The organism is Mycolicibacterium madagascariense, from assembly GCF_010729665.1.
Lineage (GTDB): Bacteria > Actinomycetota > Actinomycetes > Mycobacteriales > Mycobacteriaceae > Mycobacterium > Mycobacterium madagascariense.
Map to the genome: position 1 here is coordinate 1,403,570 of NZ_AP022610.1, position 19,578 is coordinate 1,423,147.

Genomic DNA, 19,578 nt, shown 5'->3' on the forward strand with positions numbered 1-19,578 from the left:
ACTCACTTCCACGCCTCCAACGACTTCGGTGGACGGTTCGAAAGTCGGTGGGGAATCGTTGCCAATCCGTCGTCCAAACCTGAGACCGACTCTAATCCCAAACAGGGCACGGAAAGAACTAGCGTGAGACCGTTGATTGCCCTGATACCACCGAATTTAGGGTGCCCTAAACCGGGGCGTGGCAGCGATACCGGAGGCTTCTAGATGCATTCAGAGACGTGGCGGCGGGTCTGACACGATGACGAACGTCGACTGGGATCTGTTGCGCGCCAAGGCAATAGAGGTTTCTCGACACGCCTACGCGCCGTACTCCCGGTTCCCGGTCGGCGCGGCCGCGGTCGCCTCCGACGGTCGCATCCTCGTGGGGTGCAATGTGGAGAATGTCTCATATGGCCTAGGTCTCTGTGCCGAGTGCGCAGTGGCCTGCGCGCTGCATTCCACCGGCGGCGGCACCCTCGTCGCGCTGGTCTGCGTGGACGCCACCGGAGCCACCCTGATGCCGTGCGGCCGCTGCCGTCAGGTACTGCTCGAGCACGGCGGCCCGCAGCTGCTGATCGATCACCCCGCAGGCCCGCGGCCGCTGCGCGAACTGCTGCCCGACGCCTTCGGGCCCGACGACCTCGAACGGGCCGAGTCGCGGTGACGCGGTTCACCTTCGACGCTCCGACGGTCATCAGGACCAAGCGCGACGGCGGGGTGCTCTCCGACGCCGCGATCGACTGGGTGATCGACGGCTACACCCACGGCGCCGTCCACGACGAGCAGATGTCGGCGCTCCTCATGGCGATCTTCCTGAAGGGCATGACTCCCGCGGAGATCTCGCGCTGGACCGCCGCGATGATCGACTCCGGCGACCGCTTCGACTTCTCGGATCTCCGCGCCCACGGCAAGCCGTTGCGGCTGGTGGACAAGCACTCCACCGGCGGCGTCGGCGACAAGATCACGATCCCCCTGGTGCCGGTCGTCATGGCCTGCGGTGCGGCCGTCCCCCAGGCCGCGGGCCGTGGACTCGGCCACACCGGGGGCACCCTGGACAAGCTGGAGTCCATCGCCGGGTTCAGCGCCGAGCTCTCCAAAGACCAGATCCGACAACAGCTTCAGGACATCGGGGCGGCCATCTTCGCCGCGGGGGACCTGGCGCCGGCCGACCGCAAGATCTATGCGCTGCGCGACGTCACGGCCACCACCGAGTCGCTCCCGTTGATCGCGAGTTCGATCATGAGCAAGAAGGTCGCCGAGGGGGCGCAGGCGCTGGTGCTCGACACCAAGGTGGGGCGTGGCGCGTTCCTCAAGAGTGAGGCCGAGGCGCGGGAGCTGGCGGCGACGATGGTCGCGCTCGGCAAGGATCAGGGCGTCGACACCCGGGCGTTGCTGACCGACATGGATCGGCCGCTGGGGTTGGCCGTCGGCAACGCCGTGGAGGTCGCCGAGTCGTTGGACGTGCTGGCCGGCGGCGGGCCGCCCGACGTCGTCGAGCTGACGCTGGCGCTGGCGACGCAGATGCTCGACGCGGCGGGCATCGACGCGACCGATCCCGCGCAAACGCTGCGGGATGGCACCGCGATGGACCGGTTCCGCGACCTGGTCGCCGCCCAGGGCGGGGACCTGTCCCAGCCGCTGCCGATCGGTGCGCACGCCGAGCACGTCACCGCCTCCCGGGGTGGCACGATGGGCGACATCGACGCGATGGCGGTGGGACTGGCGGTGTGGCGGCTCGGTGCGGGTCGCTCGACGCCCGGCGGCCAGGTGCAGTTCGGGGCCGGCGTGCGCATTCACCGCAGGCCCGGTGATCCCGTCGCCGCAGGCGACCCGCTCTTCACGCTGTACACCGACACCCCGGCCCGCTTCGAGGGCGCGCTGGCCGAACTCGACGGTGGCTGGAGCATCGACGACTCCGCGCCGGCCGACCGTCCCCTGATCATCGACCGAATCACGTGAGGAGAGCCGCATGACGACGCCGTTGACGCTCGAGAACATTCAGCAGGCCCCCAAGGCGCTGCTGCACGATCACCTGGACGGCGGGTTGCGGCCCGCGACGGTGGTGGAACTGGCCGACCAGTTCGGGTACGACGGGTTGCCGACGACCGACGTCACGGAGCTGGCGACGTTCTTCCGCACGGCCGCACACAGCGGGTCGCTGGTGCGCTACCTGGAGCCGTTCGCCCACACGGTGGGCGTCATGCAGACCGCCGAGGCTCTGCACCGGGTCGCGCTCGAATGCGTCGAGGACCTCGCCGCCGACTCGGTGGTCTACGCCGAGGTCCGGTTCGCGCCCGAGTTGCACATCGACGGTGGCATGTCGCTCGACGCCGTCGTCGAGGCGGTGCTGGCCGGCTTCGCCGACGGGGAGAAGGCGGCCGCGGCCGAGGGCAAGACCATCACCGTGCGCTGCCTGGTCACCGCGATGCGGCACGCTGCGCGGTCCCGGGAGATCGCCGAGCTGGCGATCCGGTTCCGCGACGTCGGCGTCGTGGGATTCGACATCGCGGGCGCCGAGGCCGGTTATCCGCCCACGCGGCACCTCGACGCCTTCGAGTACATGCGAAACAACAACGCGCGCTTCACCATTCACGCGGGTGAGGCCTTCGGGCTGCCGTCCATCCAGGAGGCGATCGCGTTCTGCGGCGCCGATCGGCTCGGTCACGGCGTCCGCATCGTCGACGACATCGAGGTGCACTCCGACGACGACGCCACCCTGGGTCGGCTGGCTTCGATCTTGCGCGACAAGCGAATTCCCCTAGAACTGTGTCCCTCGTCCAACGTGCAGACCGGTGCCGTCGCGAGCATCGCCGAGCACCCGTTCGCGCTGCTGGCCCGGCTGCGGTTCCGGGTGACGGTAAACACCGACAACCGGCTGATGAGTGACACCACCATGAGCCAGGAGATGCTGCGGTTGGTCGAGGCCTTCGGCTACGGCTGGAGCGATCTGGAGCGGTTCACGATCAACGCGATGAAGTCGTCGTTCATCCCGTTCCGCGAGCGGCTGACGTTGATCGACGAGGTCATCAAGCCGCGCTTCGCCGTCCTCATCGGTTAGACCCCCGACCGAGGGCGCACTTGCACAAGGCTTTGACGCCTTGGGTTTTCGCCGAATAGCTTGGGCGAGCCTGTCATTTCGTAGCGTTGCGATATGGCGTGGCGCTGAAAAACTGGTGCGACCGTCGCACACCTGTGGTGGCTTAGTATTCGAACTCGGATTGCGAAATGGCATGAACGACATCGGAATCGATCGACTTCGAGCGCAATGACACACGAACAGATCGTCGCAGGCGTCGTCTAGCGGCCTCCCCGTCTTCGCGTTAGGACGACCCGCTGTAGGTCCTGTGGCAGACGACTGTCTGCAGCGCCAAAAATATGGCTCCGTCTTCGGCTTCGTCGCGCAACGACGTCCAGTCGCGGCCGAAGCCTGCACGTTGACGCCCCCTGCGTCACCCGCACGGAACGACAACCTCCTAGAAAGGGATGCGGTGAACAAGACCGGTATGAATGAACGGCGCGCCACACGGGCTCGGCTTCTTGCGGTAGGAGCCATGACGACGGGCTCGCTGCTCGCTGGTGTCGTGGGGCATTCTGCGACGGCGTCGGCCACGTGCCTGTCGATATCGGGTTTCAATCTCGGAACCGGTTGTCACAGTGCGCCGTTCAGTCTCGCCATCGGCCTGGGATCCGGCGCGACCGCACACGCCCAGAAGCCGTTCACCATCGACCTGAGGGTCATGACCCCACACGGTCCGGCCAGCTGGCCTTCGTCCTTCACTGATTTGCGCAGCGCCATCGCTGCCCTGTTCGATTCCTTCACCCATCACACCCCGAAGAAGGCGCCTGGGGACAAGGCCGCCACTGACAAGGCCGCCAAGGACAAGGCGGCGACGGACAAGGCTGCTACTGACAAGGCTGCTACGGACAAGGCTGCTACGGACAAGGCTGCTACGGACAAGGCGGCGACCGACAAGGCGGCGACCGACAAGGCGGCGACCGACAAGGCGGCGACCGACAAGGCTGCTACGGACAAGGCTGCTACGGACAAGGCTGCTGCGGAGAAGGCGGCAGCGGACAAGGCTGCGGCGGACAAGAAGGCAGCCGAAGACAAGGCTGCTGCGGACAAGAAGGCCGCTGAGGACAAGGCCGCAGCGGACAAGAAAGCCGCTGACGACAAGACGCTGGCGGAGAAGGTTGCTAAAGCAAAAGCGGCTCTCGACAAGGCGACTGCGGACGCCGAGGCGGCAGAAAAGGCCAACGACGTGGCGTGGGCGAGAGGCCCAGCCTATCCCGAATACTTCAGCGCAGGGACCGTGAACCGAGAAGCGCAAGAGGCCTTGGATAAGGCGCAGGCAGAATACGACGCGTTGACAACACCGCCATACGTGCCGGATCCCGCTACGGCTCATGATGTCAATGCCAAGAAGGCGGCGGTTGACAAAGCCGAAGCGGAAAAGGCAGCCGCCGACGCGGCCGTTACGGCGGCGAGCGCCCAAAAGAACACTGCGATGGTGAACGCCGCGGCGAGGAGGCAGAGGAAAGCCGATGCAGAACTAGCCCGCGCCGACGCAGAATACAACGAAGCTCTCAAGGCCCAACCAAAGTCAGTCGACGCTTCGTCGCGCGATGTCACGGTGAGGACCCAGGGCGAGTTCGACGAAGTGCCCTCGGTCGAGACGAAGCGCGACGACCCGGCGTCGCCCACTGCCGCCGATGTCGCGCCGGGGTTGACGACCCCAGGTGAAGCGGCGGAACGACCTCGCATGACGACGACGGATCCCTCAAAGGTAGAGCAGGAGCAGCCCGGGAAGCACGGCGCTGCGTCGAGCGGGTCGATGTCTGATCCAACTGACGTCGACGACAGGAGCACCGATCTCGAGGGTGCCGAGGGACCGAGGAAGATCACGGCGTCCGTCACCGACGGCGGAGATGCTACGGGCACACGCTCGGATCGCGTTCCAGACGACGAACGTCAGAATTCGCCGTCAACCAAAGATGACGCTGTCGGCGATCGTGGTGCTCCGAGTCCGGCGGATTCTCATTCCGCAGCGGATGAAAGTCCTACCAAGTGATGGTTTTACGTGTCGCGCGGTCCAGGCCTGAAAGCGCAGTCGCTAAGGCGCCATGCGATTCCCGAGCGTCTGGCAGAGGATAATCCCGGTTCGGAGTTGGCTTTTTAGGCACACACCCGGGAAAGACGCGACCTCTGAGCGCTGTGGCCCGGGGCCGGAGTCGTTGTGGCCCAAAGTGGTTGCGGCGGTGATGCACAAGATGTGTCACCGCCGCGACCACAGGGTGACGCCCACGCTGATGCGTGACGTTGGACGATCGTGCGGCGGGTGCGGAGCGGGTCCGCTCGAGGGGTGCGGCATTGATTGTTCACGGCGATGATCATGGCTGCTCGGCGCCCGGGAACACTTCTGAAGCTCTCGAAAAAGGCTCAGTGCAAATATATTTCGGTCTGTTGCGCCGCATTTGCACATGCTTAGCATCCTCACACGCCAACGAGGGCGTGCATATGAAGGAGGATTGCCATGAAGTCGACGTCACTCTCTGGACGGGGTTGGACACGCGTTCGACCCCTTGTCGCAGGAGCTGTCATCGTGGGTTCACTGACTGGTGCCGTCGGTATGGCTCCGCTCGCACAAGCGATGTGTGGAGCACCCAGCCCGACGAACGATTCTCACGGGGGCGGTTGCCTGCTGCCGAGACCGTCGGTGGTGTCACCGGTCGTACCGCTTGTCCCGCTGAACCCGTCACCGGCCCAAGCGGCATATCACTGACATGATGCGCAGCAGGTATCTACAGTCGCGGTTTGCCGAGTCGACGGTTGGCGTTAGCGCCTCGATTCGAGAGTGCTGCACCGCGCGCATCTGTCGCCTCGTGCGTTGGGGTGTCGTCGTGTGCAACTCCGTACTCATAGCGTCTCCTGGCCGCCGTTGATCTCAGTTATCCTGCCGCTCAACGATTTACAGATGCCGGTCATGTGCTGGCGGGGGAAACCCCCGCCCGCCATGGCCGGCTCTCGAGTGAGGAGTGAATGGAATGGAAGAACACCGCGAAAAGGCCGCCCGGATGTGGCGCACACGGCTGTTGGTGGCGAGTGCGGTGACGTCGGGCGCGTTGATCTCGGCCTTGGGAGGGGCGCCGGGAGCGGGGGCGTCGGGGGACCCGGTGTCGGGAACCGGCGCAGCGGCGGACGGCGGGGAGCGCTGGGAAATCACGCAGGGCGAGGCGCCCGGAGTCTCAGTAGCGAGTGCCCACGCTGCGCCAGGCAAATTGGCCCAGACAAAAAAAGCGCTAAAGGACGCCAATGCGGCGAAGGTCAAGGTGTTGCAGAGATTTGTCGACGTCGTAGCGAAGTACGATCGCGCGTTCCACAACCTCTACAACCTGGACAGCGGCGCACCGACGAGGGCGCAGGCAACAGAGGAACTGTGGTCTCTGGATGCCCTGGTGAAGTCAGCTCAGGCCGATCTCAAGGCCGCTGACGCGGTTCTGCGTCAAGCGCAGCAGGAATACGACGCGATCACGACGCCAGAGGAGAGGGCGGCGGACAAGGCGGCCGCTGACAAGGCTGCTGCCGACAAGGTCAAGGCTGATGAGGCGGCTGCTACGCGGGCGAAGGACTTGGCTGCGAAGAAGGCAGAGGTCGACGATGTGGACGCGGCCGCCCAACGCGCTGTGATGAATCGCCGTGCATTGGGTGAGCAAATACGTACCGTCGAAGCTGAACTCTCGGCGCTCTGGTCGAGTGGTGTCGATCCGCAGAGCAAGGTCTATCGCCTCAAGAAAGAGGAGGAGCGGCACCTGAACGAGAATCTCCTTGCTCATGACCAAGCGTCGACCCCCATCTTCGACAAGCAGTCACGGCTACACAAGGAATACGACGCGGCCGTTGCGGCGAACAAGGCGGCGGATGAGGCAGACAAAGCGGCCGCGGCCAAGGCTGATGCCGGCGAGGACGATGCTGAATCGGAGCCCGCGAAGACAGACTTGACTGAGCTATCGCCAACCGATGCAACAGTTTTGCGTGCACGGGCTGAGGAGCGCGTCCGTATCGGCGCCGAGCCCGAAGCCGATGACGGGGCAGCACGCACTGCGGTACCAGGCAAAGACTCGATGGAGCCACAGACGTCCACCGACGAGCCGGGTGCCATCGCGTCACCGGTTGCCCCCGACATGAACCGTTCACCCGACGGGGTCGCGCTCGACGGGGCTGAGTAAGTCCCGCGCCCGCAGGGCCAGCCAGAAGTCGGCGATGGTGGCGGTGTCACCGATCCTGCGCCCGGTGATTTCTTCGACCCGCTGAATGCGATACACGACGGTCTGTCGATGCACCCCCATGGCGGCCGCCGTCCTCACCCACGAGCGGTCGCACCGCAGGTACGCGTCGAGGGTCGACACCATGTCACCGGCCCGTTCGGCGTCATAGGCGATGAGCGTTCCCAGCACGCGGTCGACCACGACCTGGGCCTCCTCGGTGTCGCGCAGGACCGACAGCATCGTGACGTCGCCGTAGCGAGCCGTGCGGTCCGGCGTGCTGTCGGCGGTGCGCATCGCCCACGTCGCCTCACGGACGGCGGCCGGTCCCCGGTGCGGGTGGGCCAGCACGTCGCTGACACCGATCACCGCCTGGGCGCCCACCCGGTGCCGGAGCGCTGCCAGGGGGCCCGCGCCCGCTGGCACGAGCGCATACGACACATGGCCCCGACGCAGCAGCAGGTGCGGCACCTGCCGTCGACCGAGGCTGACGTGCAGGTGCCGCTCGGCGCTCTGCGAGCCACCCGCGATCGCCACCAGAACGGCGGCCTGGGGTTTCAGCCCGCGCTCGGTGAGCCCGCGTACCGCGTCGGTCCCGGTGAGCCGACCGTCGCAGAGTGCTGCCAGGACCTCGGCGCCGACGCGACGGTCGTGTTCACGTCGCACGTTCTGCTGTGCGAGCAACACCGCCATCGCCGAGGCGAGGTGCTGCAGCTGCACGACGTCCGGCGGGGTGGCGCGAAACTCGTACGCCACCAACACCGTCGGCTCCTCGTCGGGCACCTCGACCGCCAGCGCGCGCTCGTCGCCCACCGAGACGTGCAGCACGCCGGGAATTGCACCCCGTCGGGCGGCGATCTCGTCGACCAGCGCGCGACGCAACGCCTCCGGCACGCCGTCGGAGGAGTCCAGGGCCACCTCGCCGGTCGCGGCGTCCAGAACGGCGAGTCGGCAGGCGATGTCGCGGCTCAGCTGTGGGAGCGCTAGCTCGGAACCCCTGCGGTTCACCGACTGGCGGATGACCTGGTACACCCGCTCGGTCACGGCTATGCGCCTGTTGTGGTCGCCCTCGGCGCCTCCCGCGACGGCTCGCCCGATCGCGGCGAAGCCGACCGAGTAGGGCACCAGCAGGATGGGAAAGCTCAGGTCGTCGGCGAGCGAGACCGCCGCCGGGGTGAGCTCGGGGGTCGCCGCGTCCAGCCCGATGACGACGCCGCAGATGCCCTCCTCGGCGAGGCCGCGAACGAGCGCGGTCTGCCCGTCCGCGGACGTGGGAAGGGTCCGCCCGTTCTTCATCAGCAACTCACCGCCAGCGAGCCATGACCATGGCTCGTCCAGGTCGGACGTCTGCGCCCAGGACACCGGCCGGTCCAGACCGCGCGCACCGGCACGCACCGTCAGGCGTAGGTGCGGAGTGTCGACGAGGTCGCTCAATCGGAAGGTCACGGCACCCAGCAATCTAGACGATCGTCCAACCCGCGGTCATTTCTTCAGACGATGAGCCGGTTCTGTTTTGGCCGTTGGAGGTACAAGGTCGCTGCAACCCGTCTCGAGGAGCCCCGATGACCGAGCCCACTGACACCACCGAGCCCCACGCCGAAGCGCCGACCAGGTTGAGCCGTGGGTTCAGCTTCCGTTCGGCGTTGGCCTTGGCGTTTGCCGATGTGTCACCGATCGCGGCGGTGTACGCGATCTTCACCCTCGGCCTGTTCGCCGCGGGTCCGAAGTTCTTCTGGGCGTTCCCGATCGTGCTGGTCGGTCAGATGCTCGTCGCAGGAGTGTTCGGCGAACTGGCGTCGCGGTGGCCGTATGCCGGCAGTGTGTACCAGTGGTCGCGGCACGTGCGCGGCACCACGTGGGGCTGGGTCGCCGCGTGGGCGTACATGTGGGGCCTGACGATCGCGCTCGGGACGCTGTCCTACGCCGCCAGCGGCTTCCTGCTGCAGATCTTCGGCGTCGACGCGCCATCCCGATGGCTGACCGCGACGGTGGCAATCGTCATCATCGCCCTCGGCACCGGCGTGAACATCGTGGGTCGCCGGGTGTTGAAGATCATGGTCATCGCCAGCATCACCTGCGAGGTCATCGGCTCGGTGGGACTCGGCATCGTGCTGCTGCTGTTCTACCGCGAGAATCCGTTCTCGGCGCTGTTCTCCAGCGCGAACATCCCTGACGCCGCCACGTGGACGTCGGGCCCGATGCTGCTCGCCATCGCCTACGTCGGCTGGTCGTTCCTCGGGTTCGAGGCGGCGGGGTCGGTCGCCGAGGAGGTCGACGACCCCGAGCGCAACGTGCCCAAGGCGATCATCTACGGGTTGCTGCTGGTCGGCCTGGTGGTCATGTTCTCCAGCGCCGCACTGATCCTCGCCATCCCCAATCTCGACCAGGTGGTGGCGTCCCAGTCCGGTGACGTGGTGTCACAGACGCTGACCGCGCACCTGGGCGCCGGGGTGACCAAGCCGCTGCTGGCGATGTTCGTCATCGGGTTCCTGTCGAGCTTCCTGGCCGTGCAGGCTGCCGTCTCGCGCTGCATCTGGGGCGCCGCGCGCGACCGCAGCCTGCCCGGCTCGAAGGTGCTCGGCAAGCTCGCCGGCCCGGAACGCCTGCCCGTCAACGCGATTGCGCTGACCGCCATCGTCGCCGTCGTCTTCATCCTGCTCGCCGGCTCGCAGTTCTACAACGTGCTGGTCAACTTCAACATCATTGGCTTCTACATTGCGTTCGGCGTGCCGGTGATCGGCGCGGCCATCGCGCGGCTGACCGGCAAGTGGCGCCCGGGCCCCTTCAATCTGGGGCGGTGGGGTGCGCCCATCACCTACATAGCGTCGCTGTGGATCATCTTCGAGACCGTCAACGTCGCGTGGCCGCGCACTCAACCCGGCCAACCGTGGTTCATCAACTGGGCCAGTGTGCTGACCACCGCCGTGCTCGCCATCGTGGGAATCGCCATCTATCTGTCCGTGCGACGCAACATCGAGGCGCCGGTCGGCGAGCGCTTCGCCCAGGAGGCGGTCGACGCGACGCAGGAAACCTGATGTCCCGCAACGCAATCGTCACCGGTTCGGCATCCGGCATCGGATTGGCCGTCACCGAACTGCTGCGGGCGCAAGGTTGGACCGTGACGGGCATCGACCTCTCCGAGGCCGCCGACCACGTGGCCGACGTGTCGGACCCTGCCGCGGTGAGCGCTGCGATCACCGCCATCCAAAGCTCGACCGGCGACGTCGACGCCCTGGTGACGGCGGCGGGACACTATGAGAGGTCGCCGATTTCGCAGATCTCGCCGGCCGCGCTGCACCGCATGCTGCGGGTGCACGTCGGCGGTCTGCGCAATGCGGCCCGGGCGGTGCTGCCCTCGATGCTGGCCCGCGGGTCCGGTGCGATCGTCGCGGTGACCTCGGAGCTGGCCATCGGCGGCGGTGACGAGGACGCGCACTACGCGGCGGCCAAGGGCGCGATCATCGGCCTGGTGCGAAGCCTGGCCGCCGAGCTGGCGGGCCGCGGCGTTCGGGTCAACGCCGTCGCGCCCGGTCCGACCGACACCCCGCTGCTGGCCGCCGATTCACCCTGGCGCGCAACGGAATACCTCGCAACCCTGCCCAACCGCAGACTCACCACACCCCAGGAGGTGGCCCGCGTCGTGGAGTTCCTAGCGGACGCGTCCTACTGCACCGGTGAGATCATCTCACCCAACGGCGGAGCGGTGATCTAATGAGCGACAAGCCCTTACGTGGACGACTGGCTCTGGTGACGGGTGGCGCCCAAGGCATCGGTGCGGCGATCGCGCGTCGACTGGCGTCCGACGGCGCCGACGTCGGCGTCAACGACCTGCGCGACGGCGACGCGCTCGCCGAGGTCGTCGCCGAGACGGGTGGCTTCCCGGTGATCGGCGACATCACCGATCCCGATGTCGCCGCCATGGTCGACGCCGTCGAGACGGATCGCCGCCGCCCCGTGGACATCCTGGTATGCAACGCGGCTTACATGACGATGGCGCCCTTCGACGACGACGACGAGGACGATTGGTGGAAGGTCGTCGACACCAACCTCGCGGGCACCTTTCGGCTCATCCAGGCGGTGCTGCCCGGAATGCGACGTGCGGGCGGCGGGAACGTCGTCGTGATCGCGTCGGAGTGGGGCGTCATCGGGTGGCCGGGTGCCAGTGCGTATTCGGCGTCCAAGGCGGGGCTGATCGCGTTGACCAAGACGTTGGGACGCGAATTGGCCCGGGAGAACATCACCGTCAATGCCATCGCGCCGGGGGTAGTCGACACCCCGCAGCTGCTCGTCGACGCCGAGGCTGCCGGGGTGAGTCTGGCCGAGATGCATCGACGTTACGGCGCGGACATTCCGATGGGCCGAATCGGTCGACCCGGCGAAATCGCCAGTGCCGCAGCCCTCTTGGCGCGCGCCGACGTCGGCGCGCTGGTGGGTCAGACACTGCAGATCAACGGAGGGTCCACACGGTGCCGGGTATGAGCGACGACGTGAGAGGTCAGGTCGACGGTCAGGCGGTGCCGCGCTATGCGGGGTTGACGACCTTCGCCCGACTGCCGCGGCGCGAGGACGTCAGTCGTTGCGACGTTGCGGTGGTCGGCATTCCGTTCGACTCGGGGGTGACGTACCGGCCGGGGGCTCGGTTCGGCCCGTCGCACATTCGGCAGGCTTCACGGCTGCTGCGGCCCTACAACCCCGAACTCAAGGTGTCGCCCTTCGCCCATCAGCAGGTCGTCGATGCGGGCGACATGGTGGCCAATCCGTTCGACATCGGCCAAGCGATCAACGAGATCGATGCGCAGGCAACCGAACTCATCGACGCGGGCGCGCGCCTCGTCACGCTCGGGGGTGACCACACGATTGCCTATCCGCTGTTGCGCGCCCACCACCGTCGGTACGGCCCCGTCGCGCTGCTGCACTTCGATGCCCATCTCGACACCTGGGACACGTACTTCGACGCCCCGGTGACGCACGGTACGCCGTTTCGGCGTGCCGCCGAGGAGGGTCTGTTCGTGCCGGGCCACAGCGCGCACGTCGGCATCCGCGGATCGCTCTACGCCGCAGATGATCTCGTCGACGACGCCGATTTCGGCTTCACGATCGTCCACTGCACTGAGTTCGAACGCCGCTCCACCGATGACGTGATCGAGCAGTTGCGCGCAGCGATCGGCGACCGCCCGCTCTACGTGTCGATCGACATCGACGTGCTCGATCCCGCGCACGCGCCGGCGACCGGAACCCCGGAGGCGGGCGGCATGACCAGTCGCGAGCTGCTGGCCATCCTGCGCGGGCTCGATGGTCACGATCTGGTCGGTGCCGACGTCGTCGAGGTGTCACCGGCCTACGATCATGCGGAGATGACGGGTGTGGCCGCGGCCAACGTGGCCTATGAACTGATCTCGCTGTTGGCCAAGAGGAGTGCGTCGTGACGGTTCCGGCCGAAACCATCGCGTGGCCGGGCGCTGCTAAGTGCGCCGCCTCGTTCAGCTTCGACGTCGACGCGGAGTCGGCGATGCTGGCGGTCGACCACGGCCACGCGACCCGGATGTCGGCGGTCAGTCATCAGGCCTATGGGCCGCTCGTCGGCGTGCCGCGAATCTTGAAGATCCTGGCAAGACATGGCATCACGTCGACGTTCTTCGTGCCGGGTTACACGGCGCTGCGCTATCCCGACGTCATCCGCAGCATCGCCGCCGAGGGTCACGAGATCGCCCATCACGGGTACCTGCACGAGGCGATGGCGGGGTTGTCGGCCGAGGAGGAGGCGGTCATCCTGGATCGCGGACTCGAGGCATTGGAGCGCGTGACGGGTAGCAGGCCGACGGGTTATCGGGCGCCGATGTGGGAGTTGAATTGGCATTCCCCAAAGCTGTTGCACGACAGAGGGTTTCTGTACGACAGCTCCCTGATGGATGCCGACCATCCCTATGAGCTGACGGTCGGTTCGGAGTCGCTGGTGGAGATCCCGATCCAGTGGGCACTCGACGACTGGGAGCAGTACTGCTTCGTCCCGGACTTCTCCGGCACCGGTCTCATCGAGAGCCCCACCAAGGTCGCCGAGATGTGGCGACTCGAGTTCGACGGCATGCGCGCGGTGGGTGGGTGCTTCGTGTTGACCAATCATCCGTTCCTCTCCGGACGACCGTCACGAGCCGCTGCGCTGGAGGGCCTCGTCGAGTACGCCTGCTCACTCGACGACGTGTGGGTGTCACCCCTCGGCGCGATCGCCCAGCACGTGCGTGGGCTGGGGCTGACGCCGCGGTCGGTGGAACGGCCCGATCCAGCCGACTTCTAGCTGGGCCGCGAGTTCGGCACGTTAGCGTGCCTTGCACTCCCGCTGTGCAACCAAGCCAGTCGAGCTCGATGAAGTAGCTGACAGGTTTGCCATTTCGTGTTGCTGTGCAAGCGATTTGGGTCTTCTTCTGCTCGCGATGTCGGTGTTAGCGTGCCGCGTCGCCAGGTCGGCGTCGTTCAGGAGAGGAGCGGACTGCGATGGATGATGAGCGGGCTCAACGTGATGGTGTTCGGCGTGTGCGATTGTCGTTGGTGGGCGTGGTGGCGTCGGGGACGCTGCTGATGGGCGCAGGAGGTCTGGCGCCGGAGGCGGGGGCGTCGTGCGTGTCGGTGTCGGGGATCAACCTCGGGTCGGGGTGTTCGAGTGCCCCCTTTAGCATGGCCGTGGCATTGGGGCCTGGCGCCAAGGCGCGGGCCGCGCGGCCGTTCACCTTTCGGTGGGAGGTAATCGTGGGTCAATTTCGCGTGAGTGAGTCCGGGGTTCAGATTCTGCCGCCGCAGGGATTGCGTCAACTGGGCGACGCGGTGCGGCATGCGGTGGCGTCGGTGATTCCGTCCCCTGTGCGCCGGCAGGCCGGGGTCAACGGGAGTCCTGGCCAGCAGAAGCAAGCCGGCGTCAAGGCGTCGGCGGACGAGTCAGCCGCAGACAAGAAGGCAGCCGCGGAGAAGAAGCTGTCGACGTTGCGCGACGCGCGAGACAAGGCGAGAGCGGCCGAAGCCGCAGTGACTGAAGAAATCGCGAAGGCCGAGCGAGAGGGACAGCTGGGTTCGGTGCATGACGCGCTGAAGGTCAAGCGTTACGACGTCTCACTGATTCGGGCGAATGCGGAGTCCATCTACGACGCTGCGCAGCGCGAATACGATGCGTTGACCACGCCGCAGGCCTCGACGCGTGTCAATGAGTCCCGACGCGAACGCGGCCACGAGAAGGCGCCCTCATCGTCGCCCGGCGTTGCTCGCGGGGACGAGAGCGTGCCTCACACTGCCAGCGCAACAACTGATCCGCCGTCGCCAGTTTCGGCGGACGCTCGCGATCGGGAGAGGCCAACTGACGTCCCGCGCGCGGAGCCAACCGCGGGTCACGGACTCGACCTTGCACGCGATACTCGGATGAGGAACGGCAGCTCGGCCGAAACCGACGACGTGCCGACGGTCGACGTTCCCGGCGGTAGGAAAGCCGATCGCGACGGCCTGGCCGCAGCTCGGCGCCATGCGGGTGTCACTGCCGTCGATCGGGAAAGCGGTTCAGGCTCCGGCCTTTAGCCGCGACGACGTGGATCCGACTGGCGAACCTCCGCATGGGCCGGTTGTCGGCGGGGCGCACCCACTCCGCGCGTAGCCCTTCGATGGGCTGAAAGTGCAGTGACGGACTCTCGTTGACTTTGCCCGGAATCAGCACGTGACCAACGGTTCGTTCTCGCCCGAGATCGCCGCACAATCAACCAGTTTGAGCTTTGGCAATGGACCTCGACGATTCGACATACGTGTGATTGGCGTTGATCGCGTAAGCTCGCCGGCCAGCCCCGAACGGCCATCACCGTCGGAAAGGTCCCGTCGCGCTGCTGCACTCCTGGGTAGCTCCTTCGGCGCACGGCACTCCGTTCCGATGGGTAGGTCATGTCTGGCTTCGGGAGACATGCGTAGGTGTTCCCGTTGTGCAACTGGGCCCCGTAACGGTTGAGGAGCTGGCTGCCAGGTAGAAGGCTTGATGTTGGCGTGCACATCATTTGGCCATTTTGAGCTCACGGTGTGGGTGTTAGCCTGCCGCGTCGCCAGGTCGGCGTAGTTAGTAGAGGAGCGGACGCGATGGCTAAGCATCGGGGGCCGAGTGTTGGCGGCCGGCGGGCAAGGGTGTTGGTGGCGGGTGCAGTGGCATCGGGGACGATGTTGACTGCTGTGGGGGGTCAGGCGCCGGTGGCGGGGGCTTCGTGCTTGTCGGTGTCGGGCATCAATTTTGGTTCAGGGTGTTCGAGTGCGCCGTTTAGTGTGGCGATCGGGTGGGGGCCCGGTGCCCAGGCGCGGACGGTGCGGCCGTTCACTTTTCGCTTGGGTGTGGGGTCGCGGGCGGGTGCTGGCGGCTCCGACGGTTTGTCGCCGCGGGGGGTGCACGATCTGGGTGAGGCGGTTCGGCGTGCGATCGAGTCATTGATTCCGCATTGGCCTGTCCACTTCCCGTGGGAGTCCGGGAGTGGTTCGTCGAAGCCCAAGGAGGACCCTGCCGACAAGAAGGACGACGCCGATAAGAAGGCGGCCGCGGACAAGGCTGCGGCGGACAAGGGGGCGGCCGATAAGGCGTCGGCGGATAAGGCTGCGGCGGACAAGGCGGCGGACAAGGCTGCGGCGGACAAGGCTGCGGCGGACAAGGCTGCTGCGGATAAGGCTGCTGCGGATAAGAAGGCCGCTGAGGAGAAGGCGGCTGAGGACAAGGCGGCAGCGGACAAGGCTGCGGCGGACAAGGCTGCGGCGGACAAGGCTGCGGCAGACAAGGCTGCGGCGGACAAGGCTGCGGCAGACAAGGCTGCTGCGGATAAGGCGGCGGCGGACAAGAAGGCCGCTGAGGACAAGGCGGCGGCGGACAAAACAGCCCGGATAAACAACCACGGACACAACAGACAAAAGGCTGCTGCGGATAAGAAGGCGGCTGAGGATAAGGCTGCTGCGGATAAGAAGGCGGCTGAGGACAAGGCTGCGGCAGACAAGGCGGCCGCGGACAAAAAAGCCGCTGAGGACAAGGCGGCGGCGGACAAGGCTGCCGCGGACAAGAAGGCTGCCGCGGACAAGGCGGCCGAAGACAAGGCTGCTGCGGATAAGAAGGCGGCTGAGGAAAAGGCTGCAGCCGACAAGGCGGCGGCGGAGAAGGCAGCCGCAGACAAGAAGGCCGCTGAGGATAAGGCGGCGGCAGACAAGGCTGCCGCGGACAAGAAGGCCGCTGAAGACAAGGCGGCTGAGGATAAGGCTGCGGCGGACAAGAAGGCCGCTGAGGAGAAGGCGGCAGCGGATAAGGCTGCGGCGGATAAGGCGGCGGCGGACAAGGCTGCGGCAGACAAGGCAGCCTGGACTCACGCTCCTCAGGACAAGGCTGGATGAAAACAGGCAAGGACAAAACCGCCGCGGATAAGGCGGCGGCTGACAAGGCGGCGGCGGACCAAAAAGCCGCCGAGGACAAGGCTGCTGCGGACAAGAAGGCCGCTGAAGACAAGGCAGCCGCGGACAAGAAGGCCGCTGAAGACAAGGCGGCTGAGGAGAAGGCGGCAGCGGATAAGAAGGCGGCTGAGGACAAGGCGGCCGCGGATAAGGCTGCGGCGGACAAGAAGGCGGCTGAGGAAAAGGCTGCAGCCGACAAGGCGGCGGCAGACAAGGCAGCCGCGGACAAGAAGGCCGCTGAAGACAAGGCGGCTGAGGATAAGGCTGCAGCAGACAAGAAGGCGGCCGAAGACAAGGCGGCGGCGGACAAGAAGGCGGCTGAGGAAAAGGCTGCAGCCGACAAGGCGGCGGCAGACAAGGCAGCCGCGGATAACAAGGCCGCCGACGATAAGGCGGCAGCGGACAAGAAGGCCGCTGAGGATAAGGCGGCAGCTGACAAGAAGACCGCTGAGGACAAGGCTGCGGCAGACGAGAAGGCGGCCGAAGACAAAGCGGCGGCAGACAAGAAGGCAGCCGATGACAAGGCCGCGAAAGACAAGGCAGACAACATCGCCAAGAAGAAGGCCGCCCTCGAGGCCGCAAATGCGGCGCTTGCCCAGTCCCTAAAGGATGTGGATGCGGCATACGACGCGGCAAGCAAAGCGCAGAATGTCCCAAATGTGCAACCAAGCGAGCTAGGCCCCAAGTTGATCGAGCTCGAAAAAGCTAACTCGAGATATAGGGCACTTCGAGCTGATGTCGAGAAGGCTCAAGCCGAATACGACGCAGTGATGTTTCCGCAAGCCTCAACCCACGCCCCGGAAGCGCGGTCGGCTGAACGCGCCGCGGAGCTGTCTTTGGCGTCGCCTCCCAACGCTGTGACTTCAGCTCGTAGTGTTTCGGACTTTGCACCTGGCCATGAGACGCCGATAGGGAAGCCGAATCATTCCACGGTGGACGGTAATTCAGCCGCGCACGCGATTACAGACGGGTCAACGAAGAACGACGAGAGCGGCGATGGCCGCTCCGTGCATCCGGAGAACGACAACCTTCGGGAACCGGAAGATATGTCAAAGGTCGACGCTCAGGACGTCTCTATTGGTAAGGACGCAGTCGACGTCACAAATCGTCATCGTGTGGAACGCGCGCCCGGCGATAAGGCGATCGAGTCGATCCCAGCCGAATCGGATGGGCTTGACGTTCACGGGCAGGCCTTGAGTCCTCAGCCAAATGCCGCGGAGGACGAGACGAAAGACCCCCCTGAGAGGTAGCGCGAGCAGCGCGCGGCAGGTGCGCTTACTCCTCTCGCGGTGGTGATTTCACGGACGACTCAACCTTCGTGAACTGCGTGACGGCCTTGGCGTACTCCGCCCGAGGCTTGCCGGCCGTGTCGTGGTTGAGCACGCGTCCGACGAACATGCTCGGCAGACTCTGTCTACCTGCTCGCGCACCCAGTACGTGGGCGGGCTTATTTCCTGCGTTTCGGCTATCCGGCGAATTGCTCGATTTAGTTCGAGTTATCGATGGTGTAAATCCGCGGCGTGGACTCGCGGTGATCGTGCCGGGGTTTTCTAGTATTCGGCCAAACAAAAAGCGGCTGATTGGCTCTGGTCTGAAGCGTTGCCAATGATGTCGTCCTCCGAGTGGTCAGCCACGCCCCACTGTGCAACTGCGCCGTCGATAGCCGGAGGGACGGCTGCCATCTTCATGACTTATGTTGCTGTGCAAGTGAATTGGATAGCTCCTTGCTTGTGGTGTGGGTGTTAGCCTGCCGCGTCGCCAGGTTGGCATCGTCTAGGAGTAGGGAGCGGGCTGCGATGGCTCAGCATCGAGATCAGCGTGATGGTGGCAAGCGGGCCAGGGTGTTGATTGCGAGTGCGGTCGCGTCGGGGACACTGCTGGTGGGCGCCGGGGGTGTCGCGCCGGTGGCAGGGGCGTCGTGCTTGTCGGTGTCGGGAATCAACTTTGGGTCGGGATGTTCGAGTGCGCCGTTCAGTGTGGCCGTGGGGTTGGGTCCTGGAGCTCAGGCGCGAACAGTGCGTCCATTCACCTTTCGCTTGGGAATGGCTGGGGTGGGGTCGGGTGCGGCTGGAAGCGGCCTTGAGGGTTTGCCGACGCGGGTAGTGCACGATCTGGGCGAAGCGGTTCGCCATGCTGTTGAATCGTTGATTCCGCATTGGCCTGGGCGCTTTCCGTGGCAAGCCGGCAATGGCTCGTCGACATCCAAGAAGGATGCTGCCGACAAGAAGGACGATGCCGAAAAGAAGGCGGCCATAGACGAGGCGGCGGCGGACAAGAAGGCGGCTGCGGACAAGGCTGCGGCGGACAAGAAGGCGGCCGAAGACAAGGCCGCGGCGGACAAGAAGGCGGCTGAGGACAAGGCTGCTTCGGACAAGGCTGCGGCGGACAAGGCCGCGGCGGACAAGGCCGCAGCGGATAAGGCGGCGGCGGATAAGGCGGCGGCTGACAAGAAGGCCGCTGAAGACAAAGCGGCGGCAGACAAGAAGGCCGCTGAGGACAAGGCGGCGGCCGACAAGGCGGCAGCAGACAAGAAGGCCGCTGAAGACAAAGCGGCGGCAGACAAGAAAGCGGCTGAGGACAAGGCGGCGGCGGACAAGGCGGCGGCGGACAAGGCGGCTGCAGACAAGAAAGCGGCTGAGGACAAGGCGGCAGCGGACAAGAAGGCTGAAGACAAGGCGGCAGCCGATAAGGCTGCGGCGGATAAGGCGGCGGCAAGATAAGGCGGCAACTGGCTCCGCTGAACAAAGCTGACTGAACAAAGAAGGCAGCCAGAGACAAGGCCGCTGCAAAAGGCCGCGGCAGACAACAAGCTGCGGCGGACAAGGCGGCGGCGGACAAGAAGGCCCTCGAAGACAAGGCGGCGGCAGACAAGGCTGCTGCGGACAAGAAGGCCGCTGAGGA

The 19,578-nt window shown here is 65.9% G+C and carries 15 protein-coding genes; 14 read left to right on the forward strand and 1 reads right to left on the reverse strand.

Features of this window, described 5'->3' with window-relative positions:
• Window positions 1–238: 238 nt before the first annotated feature.
• The 5 genes from G6N60_RS06630 (at window position 239) to G6N60_RS06650 (ending at window position 7,206) form a co-directional block, all read left to right on the forward strand.
• A complete protein-coding gene (locus G6N60_RS06630; RefSeq protein ID WP_163734237.1) occupies window positions 239–643 on the forward strand; it encodes a cytidine deaminase in 405 nt (134 codons plus the stop codon).
• A complete protein-coding gene (locus tag G6N60_RS06635; RefSeq protein ID WP_163734241.1) occupies window positions 640–1,938 on the forward strand; it encodes a thymidine phosphorylase in 1,299 nt (432 codons plus the stop codon). Before G6N60_RS06630 ends, G6N60_RS06635 begins: the two co-directional genes overlap by 4 nt.
• A 10-nt stretch (window positions 1,939–1,948) precedes the next feature.
• Window positions 1,949–3,037 (forward strand): adenosine deaminase, encoded by a 1,089-nt coding sequence (locus G6N60_RS06640; RefSeq protein WP_163734244.1) that lies wholly within the window; start codon window positions 1,949–1,951, stop codon window positions 3,035–3,037.
• Between the two features lie 493 nt (window positions 3,038–3,530).
• On the forward strand, window positions 3,531–5,051 hold the full coding sequence (locus G6N60_RS28265; protein ID WP_179969651.1) for a hypothetical protein: 1,521 nt from the start codon (window positions 3,531–3,533) through the stop codon (window positions 5,049–5,051).
• A gap of 973 nt (window positions 5,052–6,024) precedes the next feature.
• The gene (locus G6N60_RS06650; protein WP_163734247.1) at window positions 6,025–7,206 is read left to right on the forward strand and encodes a hypothetical protein; all 1,182 of its coding nucleotides are present in this window, start codon (window positions 6,025–6,027) and stop codon (window positions 7,204–7,206) included.
• On the opposite strand, the gene G6N60_RS06655 is transcribed toward G6N60_RS06650, so the two are convergent.
• A complete protein-coding gene (locus tag G6N60_RS06655; RefSeq protein ID WP_163734250.1) occupies window positions 7,171–8,688 on the reverse strand; it encodes a PucR family transcriptional regulator in 1,518 nt (505 codons plus the stop codon). The genes G6N60_RS06650 and G6N60_RS06655 overlap by 36 nt on opposite strands.
• A gap of 116 nt (window positions 8,689–8,804) precedes the next feature.
• On the opposite strand from G6N60_RS06655, the gene G6N60_RS06660 reads away from it, so the two are divergent.
• The 9 genes from G6N60_RS06660 to G6N60_RS06700 all read left to right on the forward strand — a co-directional run bounded on the left by G6N60_RS06660 (window position 8,805) and on the right by G6N60_RS06700 (window position 19,397).
• Window positions 8,805–10,277: an APC family permease gene (locus G6N60_RS06660; protein WP_163734253.1), complete on the forward strand. Its 1,473-nt coding sequence runs from the start codon at window positions 8,805–8,807 to the stop codon at window positions 10,275–10,277.
• Window positions 10,277–10,954 (forward strand): SDR family NAD(P)-dependent oxidoreductase, encoded by a 678-nt coding sequence (locus G6N60_RS06665; RefSeq protein ID WP_163734258.1) that lies wholly within the window; start codon window positions 10,277–10,279, stop codon window positions 10,952–10,954. The genes G6N60_RS06660 and G6N60_RS06665 overlap by 1 nt, the downstream gene beginning before the upstream one ends.
• Window positions 10,954–11,721 carry an SDR family NAD(P)-dependent oxidoreductase gene (locus tag G6N60_RS06670; RefSeq protein WP_163734261.1) on the forward strand — a complete coding sequence of 256 codons (768 nt, stop codon included), beginning with the start codon at window positions 10,954–10,956 and terminating at the stop codon, window positions 11,719–11,721. Before G6N60_RS06665 ends, G6N60_RS06670 begins: the two co-directional genes overlap by 1 nt.
• Window positions 11,718–12,668, forward strand: a complete 951-nt coding sequence (gene speB, locus G6N60_RS06675) for an agmatinase (RefSeq protein WP_163734264.1) — start codon at window positions 11,718–11,720, stop codon at window positions 12,666–12,668. Before G6N60_RS06670 ends, speB begins: the two co-directional genes overlap by 4 nt.
• Window positions 12,665–13,534 carry a polysaccharide deacetylase family protein gene (locus G6N60_RS06680; RefSeq protein ID WP_170312546.1) on the forward strand — a complete coding sequence of 290 codons (870 nt, stop codon included), beginning with the start codon at window positions 12,665–12,667 and terminating at the stop codon, window positions 13,532–13,534. Before speB ends, G6N60_RS06680 begins: the two co-directional genes overlap by 4 nt.
• A gap of 197 nt (window positions 13,535–13,731) precedes the next feature.
• Entirely contained in the window at window positions 13,732–14,796 is a 1,065-nt protein-coding gene (locus G6N60_RS06685) for a hypothetical protein (RefSeq protein ID WP_163734267.1), read from the forward strand.
• 882 nt (window positions 14,797–15,678) lie between these two features.
• Window positions 15,679–16,620, forward strand: a complete 942-nt coding sequence (locus G6N60_RS29090) for a hypothetical protein (protein ID WP_246240388.1) — start codon at window positions 15,679–15,681, stop codon at window positions 16,618–16,620.
• On the forward strand, window positions 16,617–17,927 hold the full coding sequence (locus G6N60_RS28270) for a hypothetical protein (RefSeq protein WP_179969652.1): 1,311 nt from the start codon (window positions 16,617–16,619) through the stop codon (window positions 17,925–17,927). The genes G6N60_RS29090 and G6N60_RS28270 overlap by 4 nt, the downstream gene beginning before the upstream one ends.
• Before the next feature lie 852 nt (window positions 17,928–18,779).
• Window positions 18,780–19,397, forward strand: coding sequence for a hypothetical protein (locus tag G6N60_RS06700; protein ID WP_179969653.1), 618 nt, complete (start codon window positions 18,780–18,782; stop codon window positions 19,395–19,397).
• Window positions 19,398–19,578: the final 181 nt, after the last annotated feature.